General features: G+C 55.2%; 14 protein-coding genes and 1 tRNA gene. 6 read left to right on the top strand and 9 right to left on the bottom strand.

Annotated elements, in window-relative coordinates; genetic code table 11:
* Positions 1 to 124: 124 nt before the first annotated feature.
* The 3 genes from P1U45_RS06865 to P1U45_RS06855 form a co-directional block, all read right to left on the bottom strand.
* On the bottom strand, positions 125 to 790 hold the full coding sequence (locus P1U45_RS06865; RefSeq protein ID WP_301058366.1) for a cell cycle transcriptional regulator TrcR: 666 nt from the start codon (positions 788 to 790) through the stop codon (positions 125 to 127).
* A 155-nt stretch (positions 791 to 945) separates the two neighbouring features.
* On the bottom strand, positions 946 to 1,170 hold the full coding sequence (locus tag P1U45_RS06860; protein ID WP_301058365.1) for a hypothetical protein: 225 nt from the start codon (positions 1,168 to 1,170) through the stop codon (positions 946 to 948).
* 95 nt (positions 1,171 to 1,265) lie between these two features.
* Positions 1,266 to 2,237, bottom strand: a complete 972-nt coding sequence (locus P1U45_RS06855; RefSeq protein WP_301058363.1) for an NAD(P)H-quinone oxidoreductase — start codon at positions 2,235 to 2,237, stop codon at positions 1,266 to 1,268.
* Positions 2,238 to 2,284: 47 nt separating this feature from the next.
* Here P1U45_RS06855 and P1U45_RS06850 point away from each other — a divergent pair, with 47 nt between their 5' ends.
* From P1U45_RS06850 to P1U45_RS06840, 3 genes are all read left to right on the top strand, one after another.
* Positions 2,285 to 2,473 (top strand): DUF1192 domain-containing protein, encoded by a 189-nt coding sequence (locus P1U45_RS06850; RefSeq protein WP_293610105.1) that lies wholly within the window; start codon positions 2,285 to 2,287, stop codon positions 2,471 to 2,473.
* Positions 2,474 to 2,478: 5 nt separating this feature from the next.
* Complete coding sequence (locus P1U45_RS06845) at positions 2,479 to 2,991, top strand: DUF1697 domain-containing protein (RefSeq protein WP_301058361.1); 513 nt, start codon at positions 2,479 to 2,481, stop codon at positions 2,989 to 2,991.
* A gap of 90 nt (positions 2,992 to 3,081) precedes the next feature.
* Positions 3,082 to 3,636: a DUF1465 family protein gene (locus tag P1U45_RS06840; protein ID WP_293610103.1), complete on the top strand. Its 555-nt coding sequence runs from the start codon at positions 3,082 to 3,084 to the stop codon at positions 3,634 to 3,636.
* A 10-nt stretch (positions 3,637 to 3,646) separates the two neighbouring features.
* Here P1U45_RS06840 and P1U45_RS06835 read toward each other — a convergent pair whose 3' ends face one another.
* The 4 genes from P1U45_RS06835 to rpmE form a co-directional block, all read right to left on the bottom strand.
* Complete coding sequence (locus P1U45_RS06835) at positions 3,647 to 4,069, bottom strand: response regulator (protein ID WP_293610102.1); 423 nt, start codon at positions 4,067 to 4,069, stop codon at positions 3,647 to 3,649.
* Positions 4,070 to 4,084: 15 nt separating this feature from the next.
* Entirely contained in the window at positions 4,085 to 5,206 is a 1,122-nt protein-coding gene (locus P1U45_RS06830) for a PAS domain-containing sensor histidine kinase (protein WP_301058360.1), read from the bottom strand.
* A 35-nt stretch (positions 5,207 to 5,241) separates the two neighbouring features.
* Positions 5,242 to 6,288: a prolyl oligopeptidase family serine peptidase gene (locus tag P1U45_RS06825; protein WP_301058358.1), complete on the bottom strand. Its 1,047-nt coding sequence runs from the start codon at positions 6,286 to 6,288 to the stop codon at positions 5,242 to 5,244.
* Positions 6,289 to 6,411: 123 nt separating this feature from the next.
* Positions 6,412 to 6,633, bottom strand: a complete 222-nt coding sequence (gene rpmE, locus P1U45_RS06820; protein ID WP_022694167.1) for a 50S ribosomal protein L31 — start codon at positions 6,631 to 6,633, stop codon at positions 6,412 to 6,414.
* 161 nt (positions 6,634 to 6,794) lie between these two features.
* On the opposite strand from rpmE, the gene P1U45_RS06815 reads away from it, so the two are divergent.
* Positions 6,795 to 6,871, top strand: a tRNA-Arg gene (locus P1U45_RS06815).
* A 544-nt stretch (positions 6,872 to 7,415) separates the two neighbouring features.
* Entirely contained in the window at positions 7,416 to 10,454 is a 3,039-nt protein-coding gene (locus tag P1U45_RS06810; RefSeq protein ID WP_301058357.1) for a DUF3427 domain-containing protein, read from the top strand.
* Positions 10,455 to 10,682: 228 nt separating this feature from the next.
* Here P1U45_RS06810 and P1U45_RS06805 read toward each other — a convergent pair whose 3' ends face one another.
* Positions 10,683 to 11,864: an acyl-CoA dehydrogenase family protein gene (locus P1U45_RS06805; protein ID WP_301058356.1), complete on the bottom strand. Its 1,182-nt coding sequence runs from the start codon at positions 11,862 to 11,864 to the stop codon at positions 10,683 to 10,685.
* 158 nt (positions 11,865 to 12,022) lie between these two features.
* Positions 12,023 to 16,024, bottom strand: coding sequence for an autotransporter domain-containing protein (locus P1U45_RS06800; protein WP_301058355.1), 4,002 nt, complete (start codon positions 16,022 to 16,024; stop codon positions 12,023 to 12,025).
* Between the two features lie 161 nt (positions 16,025 to 16,185).
* On the opposite strand from P1U45_RS06800, the gene P1U45_RS06795 reads away from it, so the two are divergent.
* A complete protein-coding gene (locus P1U45_RS06795) occupies positions 16,186 to 17,388 on the top strand; it encodes a hypothetical protein (RefSeq protein WP_301058354.1) in 1,203 nt (400 codons plus the stop codon).

Raw genomic sequence — 17,388 nt, 5'->3', positions numbered from 1 at the left:
CCAGCTATCGGCGCCATCCACATGACCGGAAACCCTAAACGCAAAACAGGCGGCCCATTATAGAGCCGCCTGTTTGATTGTCTTGTCCGAAAAACCGTTCGCGGCGAACCCGCGCGCGGTCAGATTATTTCAGATTGAAGAGGTTCTCAGCGGTCAGACCTTCGCCAGACTTACGCTCTGTGTCTTCTTCCTCAGGCGCTTCATTCTCGATCGGAGCAAGGCCCTGATCGTTCGTGATACCCGCTTCTTCGTCCATCTTGCGACGCTTCTCAGAGGCTTTGGAGATCAGGTCGTCGAGTTCGATCTGCGTGCAAAGACCAAGCGTTACAGGGTCAACCGGCTTGATGTTCGCTGAGTCCCAGTGCGTACGGTCGCGAACAGCGTTGATTGTCGCCTTGGTCGTGCCGATGATTTTAGAAATCTGCGCGTCGGACACCTCCTTGTGGTGGTAGAGGAACCAAGCAATCGCGTTCGGGCGGTCCCCACGACGGGAGATCGGCGTATAGCGAGCGCCTTTGCGCTTTTGCTGGGTGACGATCTTGTCGACTTTATGCTCGATTGTTTTCAGGCTGTAGTTGGAGTCAGCCTCGCCCTTGCGGATTTCTTCGCGGGTCAGCTCGCCGCGCGCAACAGGGTCAACACCGCGCATGGATTGCGCAACATCGCCGTCTGCAATGCCCTGAACTTCAAGGTGATGCAGTTCGCAAAAGTCACCAATCTGCTTGAAAGTGAGCGTCGTGTTATCAATGAGCCATACAGCCGTCGCTTTCGGCATCAGGATATTGGCCATGTGAATACTCCTTAAAACACGTACGCCCGGCACACTGGCCGGGCGACGGGGTTTTCCTATAGGGAAATTGTCGTTGCACTTATTATACGACGAGTTTCACAGAATTGCAAAGGCCTGAAACGACAGACTGACACTTCGCGTGTCTGGGTATCAGGTCAGTTCACGCTACGCGCGTCGTCCTGTATCCATGTCGCCAGAAAGTCAGGATCTTCGACCGTCTCGCCTGTCGATTCTAAGGTATAACTTCCCTTTTTCGCCCTCTGAAGGCCGCGGACGTCTGGCGGCATAACCCATTGTTCTCCGCTTTTCGACCCAAGCAGATCCATCCAGACACCAGACTCAGCTTCGACAAAACTGACGCGACCAACGAACTGACTCAATGAAGTTTCCCCATTGGAGTGATGCGTCGTAAGCCCAACAAGAATTGTTTTACCGAGCAGTTCTTCCAACGTGATTGGTTTCCTCCCGAACCAACTCAAGTCTTCACCACGATTTTTCCGATATGCTCTGATGATTTCATCAGCTCATGGGCCGCTTCGATCTCTTCCATAGGGAAGACCTTATAGACGACCGGATTGATCTTATCCTCGGCGATCATGTGCCAGAACTGGTTTTCCATACCGTCGCGCACCTGCCGTTTTTCTTCCGGTGTACGGGCGCGAAGGGTGGAGCCGGTGATCGTGAGACGTTTCAGCATGACGGGCAGAAGGTTCACATCCACCTGCGGGCCATTCATGTAAGCAATGTTTACGAGGCGACCGAGCTTGTTGAGGCTCGCAATATTCTTCGCAACATAGTCGCCGCCGACCATATCGAGGATCACATCAACGCCGCCCTCTTCTTTGACGACCGCTGCAAAATCTTCCTCGCGATAATTGATCGCGCGATGCGCGCCGAAGGTTTCTGCCGCCGCGCATTTGGCTGCAGAGCCCGCCGTAGTGAGAACTTTACAGCCATGCTGGCGCGCCATCTGGATCGCGGACACGCCAATGCCGCTTGTACCGCCATGCACGAGGAAAGTTTCGCCCGGCTGCAGCGCGCAGACATCAAACACATTGGTCCAGACCGTCATCATGGTCTCGGTCAGGCTCGCGCCCTGCTCAAAGGTGAGGCCCTCCGGCAGTGGTAGGCAAGACCCGGAATCCGCCACAGCATAGCTGGCATAGCCACCGCCCGGCAGAAGCGCGCAGACCTTGTCACCAACAGACCAGCGGTCTGCTGCGGGGCCAACTGCCTCAACCACACCGCAGGCTTCCAGCCCCATCAGTGGGGATGCGCCCGGAGGTGACGGGTATCGACCAATCCGCTGAAGCAGATCGCCGCGATTTACCCCGAACGCTTCAATCCGGATCAACACTTCGGCGCCCTGCGGCTCAGGCCGGGGCAGCTCGACAATTTTCAGTGACTGATCATCTTGGACTTCAACAGCGCGCATTGTTAGGGTCATATTTTCTTCCCATGTAACCTTACAGAATTTCAGAGGAGAGTGGCGCAATGAGTGACCAGGAACAAGCACCCGATCCGAAACTTCTTCGCGACCTGGAAGATATGTCCGTGGAAGACCTGCAGGAACGTATCGCTCAGCTAAAAATCGAAATCGCTGAGTGCGAAGCGGAAATTGTAAAAAAAGGGAACGCCAAATCCGCCGCTGACGCCATGTTTCGCTTTGGCGATAAGAGCTGACCGGCTTGGCAACGCACATCGCCTTTTTGCGCGCAGTCAATGTTGGCGGCACCGGTAAGCTGCCCATGGAAACACTACGTTGCATGTGCGCCGAAGCGGGGTTTGAAAACCCGCGCACCTATATAGCCAGCGGCAATCTGGTGTTCGAAAGTGAGAAAGCCTCAGAGGACGCCTGCGCCATACTGGAACAGAAACTGGAAAACTATGCCGGAAAGCCGGTTGGCGTGATCGTGCGAAGCCCGGCAGATGTAAAAGCAATTTGCGAGAACAACCCGTTCCCAGACGCACCCGGCAATAAGGTCATCGCCCTTTTACTGCCTGATACCGCCACGCCCGCCGATACGGCCAATGTGAAACACCAGCAAGATGAGCAGATCATCGCCTCAAACCGCGAGATTTACGTGCATTACGCCAGTGGCCAAGGCAAATCGCGCCTGAAACTTGAAGCACAGGATCGCGGAACGGCACGGAATATGAATACATTGTCGAAAGTGTATTCATTAGCGACAACGCCTTGAGATGACCACAATATCGGTTAACCCTTTAATCGATCAGAAAGGTCATAATGGCGCGACGCGTAAAGACGAGCGATTCGACGGGACGAGACCATGACGAAAGATTCCTCTACGAAACCACAGCCAGTAACGCCCGGCGTTCGCGAGCGTATGCTGAAATTTGCCTCGTCTGAGATGTTCCGGAAACTCTTTGCAGATGGCATGGGTCTCGTTGAAGAAACCGCCAGCTATCTGGATGGCGAAGGCCGTGATGCCTCCCGCCAGCTCTCCCGTGAAGCGTCTCTCTCTTACGCAACCGTTTCCATGGAAATGACGACGCGCCTTATGCAGGCTGCCAGCTGGCTGGTTGTTCAGCGCGCTGTGCAGGAAGGTGACATGACCGTAGAAGAAGCGTCAGAAGCACGCTTCCGCCTGGAAGACTCGTCCATCAATGCCTTCACAGCCCGTCAGAACCCTGAACTGCCAGCCGAGCTTCTGGAACTGGTCGACCGTGCCAAGGATCTGTTCGACCGTCTGCACCGTCTGGACGAAATGATCTTTGATGAACCTGAAGAGCCAGCCGTCAACGCGGTCACAAGCCAGCTTCAGGCTCTGCAGGACGCCGCCAATTCAGGTGTGTTTGACCCGCTATCGGTCTGGCGCAAATAAACGCGCCTCGTTAGTCACTTGATGACAGCGTAACCGTTTCAAACCAGAATTGCTTGAGCGTCTCGACAGCCTTCATGAAGTCTCCGAGGCGCGCCGGTTTGACGATATAACCGCTCGCATAATTCTCGTAGGATTCGCGGATATCCTCACGCGCGTCGGATGTCGTCAGCATCACAACCGGAATATGGCGTAGTTGCGTTGTGGCTTTAATTTCTTTCAGAACATCCTTGCCGTTTTTGCGCGGCATATTGATGTCCATGAGAATGAGCACAGGGTCCGACACCTTCGGTTCTGTCGTTCCTGCCAGCATTTCCAGTGCCGTCACGCCGTCTTCAGCGACGATAATTTCTGCATTAATATCAGCCTGAGCAAAAACGCGCCGTGTCAGAAGAACGTCCGCAGGGTTATCTTCGACAAGTAGTATCTTTTTCATACGAAAAACAATCTGCTATGTCCCCTCACCCGAAATCATACCTGTCGTTGCAGGAAATGTAAAACAGAAGACGCTGCCATTGTCCGGTGCAGCCTCTATCCAGATTTCACCTTCCCAGTTCTCGACAATCCGGCGGCATATGGCCAGGCCAATCCCCGTGCCCGAATAGGTGTCCCGAGTATGGAGACGTTTAAACATTTCAAAAATAACTGAATAATATTCCGGATCAATCCCGATACCATTATCCTGAACCCGGAACTGCCAGAAATCATTGTGCAGCGCCGCCGAAACATGGACTTCCGGCTGGCGTTCAGGAGGGCAATATTTAAGTGCGTTGGAAATCAAATTCTGGAGCAACCGATAGAAGCGTACACGGTCCCCCCGCAGCACCGGCAGCTCATCCATTGTAACCTGTCCGCCGGTTTCTTTTAGCCGATCACGGAGCTCCTCACGCAGCTGTTTCAGCACGTTGCCAGCATCGAACTCTTCTGCGCCGCCGGCATCAGCTTCCAGACGGGAATACTCCAGCACATCATTCACAACCGACCGAAGGCGTGACGCCGATGACATCAAAATCTCAAGGTAATTCTGGCCTTCGGCATCCAGTTTGTCAGCATAATCGAGCGATAGAATCTCTGCGAAAGCCTCAATGCTTCGCAGAGGCTCCTTCAGGTCATGGGACGCCATAAAAGCAAAGCGCCCCAGCTCTTCATTCTGCAAAATGATTTTTGCTTCAGCCTGTTTACGCTCTGTGATGTCACGCACAATCCCGCTATACAAAACCCGGCCATCGACTTCGACCTGAGCAACCGCCAGATCGAGCGGAAAGGTGGATCCGTCTTTGCGCAGCCCGCGCACTTCGCGGCCCTTGCCGATAATGCTCGCCTCACCGCCGTCATGATAGCGCTCAAGATACCCATCATGCTCTTCACGATAGGGCAGCGGCATAAGGCACGAAACGTTCTCGCCCATTACCTCGGATGCGGCATATCCGAAAATCGCCTCACAGGCTTTGTTGAACGACAAAATACGACCGCGCTCATCAATCGTGATCAGCCCGTCCACCGTCGTGTCCAGAATAGCCTGAAGCACAGACGCCGCAGACGACCTCTCGGAAGAGTTAGCTGTAACTGTCATAAAATCTCACACAAAACAGGTGCGGGCATGTGCCATCAATCAGTAGTCAAAAAACGAAAGAAAAAGTCCAAAGTAAGTTCCCGTGCGAGGGCTTCATTATAAATCAGACCGTGATCATCGCCCTCCAGCAGATGAAATTCAACATCCTTTCCGGCCTCTAGCATGGCATTCACAAACGTAACACTGCCTTGCGGGTCCACACGCCAGTCCGCCGTGCCGTGAAACAGAATGACAGGAACATCGAGCTCTTCTGCCCACAGGCTTGCATTGCGGGCCTCACGCGCGGCTTCAGGGTTTTCCGCATAGCCCGGAATCATCACGCTATACATCCGGTCAAAGGCTTCAGCTCTCGGCCCGGACGAATGTAGCGCAGTGGCAGGCGCATATAGCGCGACCGCTTTAAGATCCATACCGCGACGTGCTGCGAGGAGGGACATCAGGCCGCCACGCGACTCCCCCATCATGACCGTGCTGCCCGTGTCCACATAACCCAGCCCATCAGCCAGCGGGATAAGGTTCAGCACATCATTGACATCCGCGCCGCCAAACTCGTCGCGACCTTCACTGCCCGGTCCTTCGCGGTATTGCGATGCAAGCACGACAAACCCGGCATCGACGAAATCAAACCAGCCCTCGTCACGCCATGGGTGCATGCCGCCACTCTGACGATTGCCACCACGGTTCACAATCAGCAGCGGAAAGCTCTCACCTTCAGTCTCGACAGGCTTCCAGATTATCCCCGCTATCACGAGACCATCACTGGCATAGGTAATGTTCAGGCATTCATAGCCGTCATAGGCAAGCCGCGGCGCAACCTCTTCGGGTGATCTCAAGCCCGCCCTGAAACGATCTTCATCGAAGGGCGGCGTTTCTATGCCTTCCTGTGACGCTGCCATCTGGGCGCGCATGCCCATCCGATAGCGCATACGCACGTGATCCTGATAGGTCTGAATAGGGCTTTCCATGCAGGGCTCGCTGGAAAGAAGCGTCCCGTCCGGCTGTCCTTCAGCGCTTTGCGCCTGAGCTGCAGCTGAAAATACCATTGCTGCGCCAGCCATAAGGCCAGACCATACTCTACCCATACCCGTCATCCCCTTACGGTTTGATTCTGCGGGCATGCTGACAAACCAGAAGGTGTAGCGCAAACAAAAAACCCGCCGGAATATCCAGCGGGCTTTTCAAAATCTCGTCGGTAGACGGTTCGCTTATTTGACGAAGCCTTTGAACTTGTCTTTGAAGCGAGACACACGGCCACCACGGTCCATCAGGTTAGACGTGTTGCCTGTCCATGCCGGGTGTGTTTTCGGGTCGATATCAAGCTGGAGCTTGTCACCCTCTTTGCCGTAAGTAGAGCGCGTCTGATATTCAGTACCGTCCGTCATCACGACAGTGATCGTGTGGTAATCTGGGTGGCCTTCGCTTTTCATCGGTCGAATTCCGTCGTCTTAGAAACTGGTGTTATGGAAACTCAAGGGGCGGCTTCTAATGGAAAGGTGCCGGTCTGGCAAGGGGTTTGGGGCGAGAATCCTGACTCTTCTCACCCCGCTTGAGGGCCGTGCCGTTTCAGAGTAGTCAAAACCGGTCGACTGGCCCCGTAGCTCAGCAGGATAGAGCAACGGATTCCTAATCCGTAGGTCACAGGTTCGAATCCTGTCGGGGTCACCAATGTTTTCGATAAATTGAAGAAATTCGCTTCACTTCCTCTCATCTCGTGGAAGCACTATGGAAACACGCCGGATAAACCGTCAATACAGTTAACCCCTAGTGGTGAGGCTCACGGTCAAACACTGGCAGTATGAACGTTAGTCAATTGGACGAACCACTAAACCCAAAATTGTCTCGCTAGTTTTCTTGCTATAGAAAGCAAAAACACCTTGTTTTTAGTTGAAAAATAATACAATTTTCCGCTGAGATGGACAACGAGCTGCCACAAAACAAAGAACCAAGACAAGTCAACACAGCCCCATTTGCGGCCGCGTTGATCGAAGGTCATCGCGATTTCGGCTATTGTCCTGAGACAGCGCTCTCAGATGCAATCGATAACTTTATTGCAGCTGGCGCTTCAAAAAAATGAACTGTTCACAGAGACGTCGGGCGTCGTCCCTTGGATAGCACTTGAAGACGTTGGCTGCGGAATGGGGGGGGGCAAGACTCATAAACGACATGAGACCCTCTGCCTAATTTGCGAATCTCTTTGGGGAACGACACTTTGAAAGATGATCTGAGCCATTCCTGCGCCTTGTGCGCATTGCTTAGCAACCATCCCGTGGGGAGCAGCGCTCGAATTGATTTCGACGGCGCTGAGGTGCTTGCACCAGTCGCGCACAAGGAAAACTGGGCAGAGCTTGAGCCTGCTGAACAGTTTCAGCTTATGGGACAAATATCGGCGATCTTCGGCGCACTGGATGAGCGGAGCACCGCACTAACGACAGACAGTAGGAGCGGCCATTTTTACATCAGAATTGAAAAAGGGCCGCTTACGAAAAAGCGATTTTCAGTACCGGCTAACACTCTTATTTCTGGTGGCAGCGACCCGCTTTTCGAACATCTCAAACGTCAAATCGACGGCGCGAAGCAAGTCGAACTGGCTGTCGCCTTCGCTGTCGACAGCGGTGTTGCGATGCTTGAACCCTACCTTGAAGACATGCTTGCGAGAGGAGGGCACCTTCGGCTTGTTGTTGGTGATTATTTCGGCGTGACCGAACCGTCCGCCCTCCGCCGATTGATGGACCTGGACGGTCAAGTGGAACGCTTCATCTATGAGACGCGAGGCGGAAGTTTTCATCCAAAGGCCTGGCTGTTTCGCGCGAGTGACGGCCAAGGCACGGCCATTGTCGGCAGCTCGAACCTGACCAGCACAGCACTAAAACACGGTGTCGAATGGAACCTGCAAACGGGCTCAGAACAGAATGATTGGCAGCCTGTGCATGAGGCGTTCGAGGCGTTGATTCGATCGCCAAATGTCTCGCCTCTGACGCAGGAATGGATCGACCGCTATGCCAACCGCCGCGAAACAAAGCCGCTACCGGAATTTACGCGGGCTGTGACCGAAGAAAGCCCGCCTGAGCCGGTCCCTGAGCCGCACGATATCCAACGCAAGGCACTCGAAGCGCTCAAGCTGACTCGTGAAACCGGACATCGCGCCGGCCTTGTTGTGCTTGCAACTGGATTGGGAAAAACGTGGCTCTCAGCCTTCGACAGCGTGGATTTTAAGCGCATCCTATTTGTCGCGCACCGGGAAGAAATTCTAACGCAGGCAATGCACACATTCCGACGCCTCAGGCCCGAAGGGAGGTTTGGCCGATTTACCGGCCAGGCCAAAGAAGAAGGTGATATCATTTTCGCCTCGATTCAGACGATCGGCCGCCGGGAACATCTGGATCGCTTTGCGCCAGAAGCATTCGATTACATCATCATCGATGAATTCCATCACGCTGCGGCGAACAGCTATCGTGACCTTCTTGATCATTTCACACCGCATTTCCTATTAGGACTTACGGCGACGCCCGAGCGCACAGACGGCGGTGACTTGCTTGGGCTTTGCAGTGAAAACCTCGTCTTCCAGTGCGACCTGCTGGAAGGCGTATCCTCAGGCCGACTGGTTCCCTTCCGCTATTTTGGCGTGCCGGACGAAGTCGACTACGAACAGATTCCCTGGCGCAGCTCCCGCTTTGATGACGAGGCGCTCACTGCAGCGCTCGCGACTACGAAACGTGCTCAAAATGCGCTGGATCAATACCGAAAGCATGGTGCCGGGCCGGCGATCGGCTTCTGCTGTTCGCGTCGTCACGCCAACTTTATGGCTGATTTTTTTATGAGGAATGGATTACGAGCGGCGGCTGTCCACTCAGGAGAAGATAGCGCGCCGCGCACGTCTTCGCTTGAGGCTCTCGGTAAGGGCGAACTCGATATCCTGTTTGCTGTCGATATGTTCAACGAAGGCATCGATGTCCCGCAAATCGGCACGGTCTTGATGCTGAGGCCGACCGAAAGCACCATCCTTTTCCTGCAACAACTTGGGCGCGGACTGCGGCGCGCAGAGGGCAAGTCGCACCTTCAGGTGATGGATTATATTGGGAACCACCGCAGCTTTCTAACCAAGGCACGCGCGTTGTTGAGTGCGGCGGATGGCGACCGGTCCTTGTTACGCAAGCTGGAAGATCTAGAAAATGGACTTTTCGCTTTACCGGAAGGTTGCAGTGTCACCTACGAACTGCAGGCGCTTAATTTTCTAAAAGCCATGCTACGTAATCGCGGCGGGCAGAACGAGCTGGAAGCCTTTTATCGTGACTTCAAACTGCGCCACGGCCAACGCCCGACCGCTTCGGAAGTTGCGCGTGCCGACTTCAATCCCTCCGGGACCGGGCATGGCGGTTGGTTTGATTTCGTTCGCGATATGGGCGATGAAATTCCGGACGTTCTGATAACCACACATGGCGACCTGCTGCGCATGATCGGCAACACCAAATACCGAAATGCCGATCCGCTTCTCATCCTGAAGGCGGCGCTTCGAAACCTGTCGCAGGGCGCGCCGCTCGACCGCATTCACGGTGCAGTTGAGGCGCTCTCAGACCGTTGGCCTGAGCTGACAGAGATTGACGATCAACGTTTCGAGGAAGGTCTACAGCACTGGCTGATGACCCCGCATTTTGACAGTGACAACCAAAAACTGTTCCTTGCCCGCGCTGACCTGACCGCCTCGCTGCCTGACCTTCTGGGTGAGCTGGTTGATTGGCGATTGATCGAATTCTTAGCGACCGAGCCTCAGACGCTAGTCGTCCGAGAGGAAGGCGCCACCTGGAATGCCGGTCCAGAGCTTTGGCAATCCTACATGCGTGAAGACATCCCGCCGTTGTTCGGCAAGGAATTCAGCCCGGGCAATTGGAACTCAGGTATCGTCCGCGTGGATAAAGACCTTGTCCTACTCACCACCTTGAAAAAGGGCTCGCTATCCAGCGGCAACCACTACGAAGACAAATTCTTGAGCCCCACACGCATGCAATGGCAAAGCCAGAATCAGACCCGTCGCGACAGCAGTCAGGGCTTGATCCTGTCTGGCGAGCAGCGCGATGCTAAGGTCTATCTCTTTGTGCGCGGTGAAAAGATGCGAGACAGCCGCGCCGCCCCTTTTATCTACTGCGGACAGCCTCGTTTCGTTTCTTGGGAAGGTGAGAAACCGATCACCATACAATGGGATTTGCCTTCAGATATTCCCGGCCATCTTCATAAGGTCATGGGGCTAGAGTGACAGCATTTTGATCTCCTACGACACCAGGCGCGAGCGCACTTCCACGTTTTACGAGTGGTAAAAAAGCAGAGTTCTCTACCTACTCAAAGAAAACACAGCACCATTCCTGCACAAGTGCACCCAAGCGCACATACAGGTATTAACTGCGAAAGGCTCCCTAATCCGTAGGTCACAGGTTCGAATCCTGTCGGGGTCACCATTATCCGCCTGAACCGTCTGGCGGCGCGGCTAAAGCCGCAATACCGCTTTGGCGACGATATTGCGCTGGATTTCGTTCGAGCCTCCATAGATGGACGCGGCGCGGTCGTTCAGATAACGCGGCATGGCAACCGCAAGCTCGTCCGGACCGACAGGCGCGGTGTTCGGCGTTGGCAGCCAGCTGTCAGGCTCGTAGACGCCCGCAAAGATACCGGCCATTTCAATGCCGATCTCATCAACCTGCTGCATGAGCTCTGTGCGCTGCGCCTTCAGGATGGATGCCGCAGGCCCCGGCGATGCGCCAGCACTCAGCGAGGCGACAATCCGGTGCTCGGTCATGAGCAGCGCTTCGACCTTGATCGACACCTGCTCAAGCTTTTTGGCAAGGATCGGATCATCAATGCCTATCATAATGCGATACCGGCGCAGGCGTTCGAGCGCAGCTTTCACGCCGGCTGATGTGCCGCCGCCGCGTTCAAACTCGAGAAGATATTTTGCGACTGTCCAGCCGTCGTTTTCTTCACCCAGACGCCCGGATACCGGTACACGCACATCGTCGAAGAAGACCTGATTGAACTCGTGTTCGCCCGTCATGGTCCGGATCGGATCGACCTTAATGCCTGGCGTATTCATATCCAGAAGCAGGAAGGTGATGCCTGTCTGCGGCTTGCCTTCGGTCCGTGTACGGACAAGGCAAAACATCTTGTTGGCGTGATGGGCATGGGTGGTCCAGATTTTAGTGCCGTTCAGCACATAATCATCACCGTCGCGTTCGGCCTTCAGCTGAAGCGAAGCGAGGTCGGAACCGGACCCCGGCTCGGAATACCCCTGACACCAGTAATCCTCGCCATTCAGAAGGCGCGGAAGGTAATGGGCTTTCTGCTCTGGCGTGCCGTATCCGATGATACACGGCCCCACCATGGAAAGCCCCATTGGAGAGAGCGAAGGCGCGCCAGCGGCGGCAAATTCGGCTGCGAAGATGGCCTTTTGTGTTTCAGTGAAACCAGGTCCGCCATACTCTTTTGGCCAGTGCGGCGCGACCCAGCCGCGGGTCTTCAATTTTTCCTGCCATGCCAGCGTGTATTCCGGCTCGATGAAGACGCTTGTCGCCTTGCGTCCTGCCGCTGCAAGTTCCGGCGTCAGATTGTCTTTAAGAAAGGTGCGGACTTCGTCTCTGAACGCCTGATCGGCAGCCGTGAATTCGAGGTTCATGTTGTTCCCAGTTCTATTTAGCCGTCAGCTAAAAGCGTCACGTGCTTACAATCAAGAACTAACGCAGCGTCAGTTGGCAGGAGAATTTCAAACAGAACACAAAAATGACGGGCCCCTTTCAGGGCCCGCCACTGATATCCGGTTATGTCAGAACCGATTTAGTTCAGAGATTTGCTGATTGAGACGCGGAAGCCGTGCGCATCGAAGACATCTGAACCCACACCATCAAGATAGGTGTTGAAACTCATCTGGATGCCATTCTCTGCAAGCCAGCTAAAGCCGCCTTCGAGACGCATACGGAAGTCGTCATCGAACACACCCACAACCTCGTCACCGAAGTTGTAAATGCCCTCAGCCTCGATGAAGGCAGACCATGTCTCACCGGTCACACGCTGGTGCGTTGTGATAAGTTTTGGCGCAAAGCTCAGCTCGTTGAGATTGAGGTCACTTTCAGGGATCAGAACACCAAACGCATCGCGGTAAGCTTCCTGCGTTTCGTTGAAGGTCCGGTATTCGATTGTCGGACGCAGCGTCAGATGAGTGTTGAACGCATAGTCACCGCTGATGCTACCTGCGAACAACATACGCGTTGTGTCGAAATCATCCGTATATGTGCCAAGCGGCGTGACGGAGTTATCTGCCTGTCCCCATGCGATGCGAGCATCAGCATAGAGATTATTAGCAAGACGCGCCGTCATATACGGACCGACCATGAAGCCGTTACCATCCGCGGCAACAGATGTGCGGTCATTCTCGCTCTCGAAGTTGTCGAACTGTGCCAGAACACCGACTAGTACGCGGTCTGTGACCAGATAGTCCGCGCCGACATAGAAGAGCGAGAAATCGCCTTCAGAGCCGGAATTGTCGAATTTGGCATAGTTGACCTCAGCCCAGACATCGAAGCTGCCCGCGCCCATGTTCGCATCCGCGCCCGCAATAGCAGACAGGCTGACATCCATAGAGCCGCCAGCATCGTTCAGAGACATGCTGACAGGTGCAGTCCGGCCTGAAACAAGGTTCAGACCTGCTAGCTGCACACCCTCTGCCTGAACCGCACGGCCGGCAACACGGTCCATACGTCGGCCCGCATCCGGACCATTGCTCAGAAGAAGCGCGCCGCGCTGTGCCTGCATTTGCTGAATAGCATCCTGCGCCGCACCGCGGCTGTTCACAGACGCAAACGTACAGATAACATCCTCGCCCGCAGCAAGATTGATGGTCGCCTGACGCGCACCGATATTCGCAGTGGAATCACCGTCGTCACAAGTCAGCGCCGTGAGCGCGAAACCTGCATCACGTGGGTCTGCCATCGTCACGGTATACTGGCCTGCAATCACACGATCTGCCGACAGGCTCGCCTGACCTGCAGAGGTCGTGACCGTTGCATTAAGGCCCGGAAGATCAGACGTGAAGCTGAAGCTTGTATCACCGCCTGTCGCCTCACTGATAATGGTGATGGAGCCGACCGGGCGCACATCAACAGTTACCAGAGACGCAGGGCTGTCTTCTGTGCCGTCATTCACGGTGAGGCGGAATGTCAGCGTGGACTCAGTTGCTACGAATGGCGCTGTGAAGCTCGGGCTGACGGCATTAACGTCAGACAGAGTCACAGCCGGACCGGACACCTGCTGCCAGGTGTAAGTCAGGGCATCGCCATCAGGGTCTGACGAAGCAGAACCGTTCAGCGTAACGAGCTCACCGGAATTGATACCGGTAATGTTCGCGCCAGCATTCGCTGTCGGTGCGCGGTTATCCTGGAAGGTGATCACCTTCTCGTCTGCCGGGCTATCAACAGCGCCGTCGTTCACCACCAGAGCAACAGTAACCTGCTCATCGACAGTGTCAGAGTTTGAGCCGGTGTAAGTCAGCGTTGGCTGGGCAAGCGTCGGATCATTGATCGTCGCGCTGCCGCTGACGACAGACCAGGCGTAGGTCAGCGTATCGCCGTCCGGGTCAGAACTCGCGCTACCATCAAGCGCTACCGTGTCGCCATTGTCATAGCCGTTTACCGTCACGTCCGCGCCCGCATCAGCCGTTGGTGCGAGGTTTGTGTTGATGGTGACAGACACCTCGTCTTCGGCAGAAGAGAGATTACCGTCAGAGACAACCAGACCGAAGACCAGCGTATCTGCTGGCGCACCTTCAGGCTGAGCAAGGCCAGACGCACTCTGCATACGGCTATCTGATGGCGGATACACAAAGCTCGGGGTTGCCGCAGACGCATTCTGGAGCGCTACAACAGGGCCAGAAATCTGGCGCCATGTATAAGTCAGTGGCACGCCTTCAGGGTCAGATGAGCCCGTCCCATCGAGCGTTACAACCGTACCCGGAGCTACATTTGCCAGCGTCTGATCAGCGCCCGCATCAGCGGTTGGTGTCTGATCAACCGTCAGCGTAACCGTAACGGTCTGCGTGATGGTGTTCACGCCATCAGAAATGGTCACGGCAAAGGTGAATGTTCCGCCCGTTGTCGGAACCGGGAAGCTTGGGTTTGCTGCATTCGGGTCATTCAGGCTGACATTCGGACCGCCTGTCTGTGTCCATGTATAGTCGAGGTCCTGACCGTCAACATCTGTGACGGTGCCCGCATCCAGCGTGTAGTTGGAACCCGGAAGGACTGGCGCAGATGGTGCAATCACGACAGGGCCTGAAACGCTTGGCGGCGTGTTTACCGTCCAGTCGACAACGACCTGAGACGTATCTGTCCCGCCGCGACCATCGCTGACGCTGAGCTCATACACCGCGCGACCAGCCGAGTTCGGCTGACGGACAATCTGTTCGATACTGCCCGCAAATGTCGCACCCGCAAGGAAGGTTGTCGCAGGTCCGCTGATCTGTGTAATTGCACCTGTAAGCGTATCGCCGTCAGGGTCTGAGAATGTTCCGGTCAGATCAACCGTTGCGTTCCGCTGCTCAGGATCGAAAAAGACTTCACTTGCGCTTGCTGCAAAGCTGTCGACCGTTGGAGCCGAGTTCGTAGCGTTGATAACCGTGTAAGTTTCGTTCGCGCCCGTTGGCGTCACATCCACAATCGGGTTGGACGCGAGGTCAGCAATATTCGTGCCCTGATTAAGCTCCAGTCCAATGACAGCATTCGTAACATTGGTCAGGTCACCGCCCGATACACTGACATAGTATTCATTCGGGGAAACAACCGCGTAAGAACGGGTATAAGAAGAAATGCCCGTAATACGGAAGTCCGAAGCGTCGACATTCTGGACATCCTCATCAAAGGTTACCAGCCATTCCAGCTGATCAGCATCCGTCGTTTCATTCGTAGGCCTGTGGCGTTCAATACTTGCAATACGCGGCGGCGTTGTATCACCTGCTGCCGCATTCCACGTGATCTGCACCGTATCCTGAGCAACACCGCCATTCTGGTCGTTGATCGTCAGATTCCAGATTTGAACACCGGCAAACGCAGGCGGAGCGATTTGCCAGACAGGGTTACGAGACCCGCTGACGGTAATCTGGGAAGACGGGCCGGAGACACGTCGCCAGTAATAGGTGAAGTTGTCGCCATCAGCGTCATAGGAGCCACGACCATCCAGCTGGCCAAACGTGTCTGTGCCCAGCGTATAGGTCACATCAGCGCCGGCATCAGCCACAGGCGGCGTGTTTGGCTGTCCACCACTATTGATCATACCACCAATATCGGCACATGCGCCGCCCGTCGTGATCATTGCAGCCGTGTCGAGCTCGACCGTCGCGGCCAAACCACCGGCAAAGTCACCCGGGCTCGCTGCGCCAATGTCCCGAAGGCCGAAATAAATCGGCTGATCGTAATTATACGTCGTTGGCAGGCTAACCGTGACCTGGCCCATGGACTGATAATTGCCCACTCGAACGCGGTAATTGCTGTCAGCAGCAACCGGCGTCACGTCTGACAGGTAAATGCCGCGCTCGATATGGTCGTCCCCGCTTACGTCATCATACTCGCCGTAAAGCGCATATTCGTTATTGCGAAGCGTCACATGACACGCACCAGCACCGGTCGTGTAGACTAGTGAGCCAGGCTGCGGTGAACGGGTTACGTCCATAGCTGCAGCTTTGCCCGCGATCAGAACGGATGCCGTCGTCAAAAGCGCAGTTGCAAGCTTGGCCGACGCCCCCGGCCTCGCATTTTTAGCCTGAATGTTTCTGGTTATTTTGGATTTCATTTTAGTCCCCAGTTTGTTGTCTGCCTGAACTCAAAAGGGGAGAGCCCGGCAGTGTGCGGGGGTCCTAAAGCGTTGATGATTTGAGGGGCATCCCGCAAATGTGGGGGTGTGCGATATCGTCGTAAGGCTCTATACGAACTGAAAATTTTCCGGGATTCAGAATGCGCTCGACGGGCACAATTGCGTTTTCAGTACTGATACTGTTGGTCGGAGGGGCAGCAGGCTTCGGCGTATCACGTCTTGTGCCTGATACCGCATCTGACGCTCCGCAAACTCCCGCTGGCAGTCAGGCAAGCGCAGGCGATCTGAACGGCATGCGTATGCTGGAGGACCTTCAATGCGTTCGCGGAGAGTATAAGCGGATTGTGGTGCGCGGCGAAGAAGACGGGTTTTCTTCATCCGGCGATGAAGCCATCACTCGCAGCCCGCTGCACGACTTTATGGAAAACCGTTTCGGGCGGCAGGGCGCCGTTGGCATTGATCGTAGCTATGACGACGGCCGGCTGGATCAGGTTCTGCTGGATTCGCTTGTCCTGCCATCAAACGTGGCCAATGGCGTGATTGCACTTGGCATCCGCGAACGATCCCTACCGCGCAATGATACGATCACAATTGGCGACCTTTTTACAAAAAGCCAGCTGGGCCATGCACATGTCGAAACCTTCTCGCGTATCGGCGTTGAAGACACATCCCCATGGCAGCAGGACGGCAATCTCATCTTTGCCCGCCTGCGTGACCTGACCTTTGCAGAGGGCGTCAATCAGGAAGGTCTGGCTGTTCCGGCAGATTACTCCAACCTTCTCGACTGGATACGCGGCGCGCAGAACTGGCGCTCGATTGATTACGCGATCAGCGAAGACACGATGGTCGATTTTGTCGGCGTTGCCGTCTGTCTGGAGCCAGATACATCTTCGGGCACAACCTTCCTTGCGACGCCTATTCCGAACACGGACGAAATCGTGCGTCTCGGCTGCAGCGACCCGCAAGGCAATAGCCTCTGCAACCCCTATGTCGGCGATACGCAATGTTCAACCGAGCTCCCGCTCGCCTGCCTGCATGAGGAATTCCGCTCTGCACCGGAGGGGCTGGTCGCAGAAAACCTGCAGGGCGCATGGACAGGCGCATCCATCAGCTTCACCGAGCCTGTTGCCGGTGACCTCATTGATACCCAGTCGGACGGGCACGCGCTTTGTCAGGCAAGCTTCGGCGCAGACTGGCGCATGGTGAACATTCATGATGGGCTGATGATTGATGAAATCCTCGGCATGGGCTCGTTAGCCGCGCCTACGTCCGTCTGGGTCGACTCACAAAACCAGCGCTATGGAAATTGCTGGAAGCTCGATGACGCCGGAGGCGCGAGATAG

Origin of the sequence: Ponticaulis sp. (genome assembly GCF_029210165.1) — a bacterium.
Lineage (GTDB): Bacteria > Pseudomonadota > Alphaproteobacteria > Caulobacterales > Hyphomonadaceae > Ponticaulis.
Note: the sequence above shows the minus strand (reverse complement) of the source record. Positions and strands in the feature narration are given on the sequence as shown.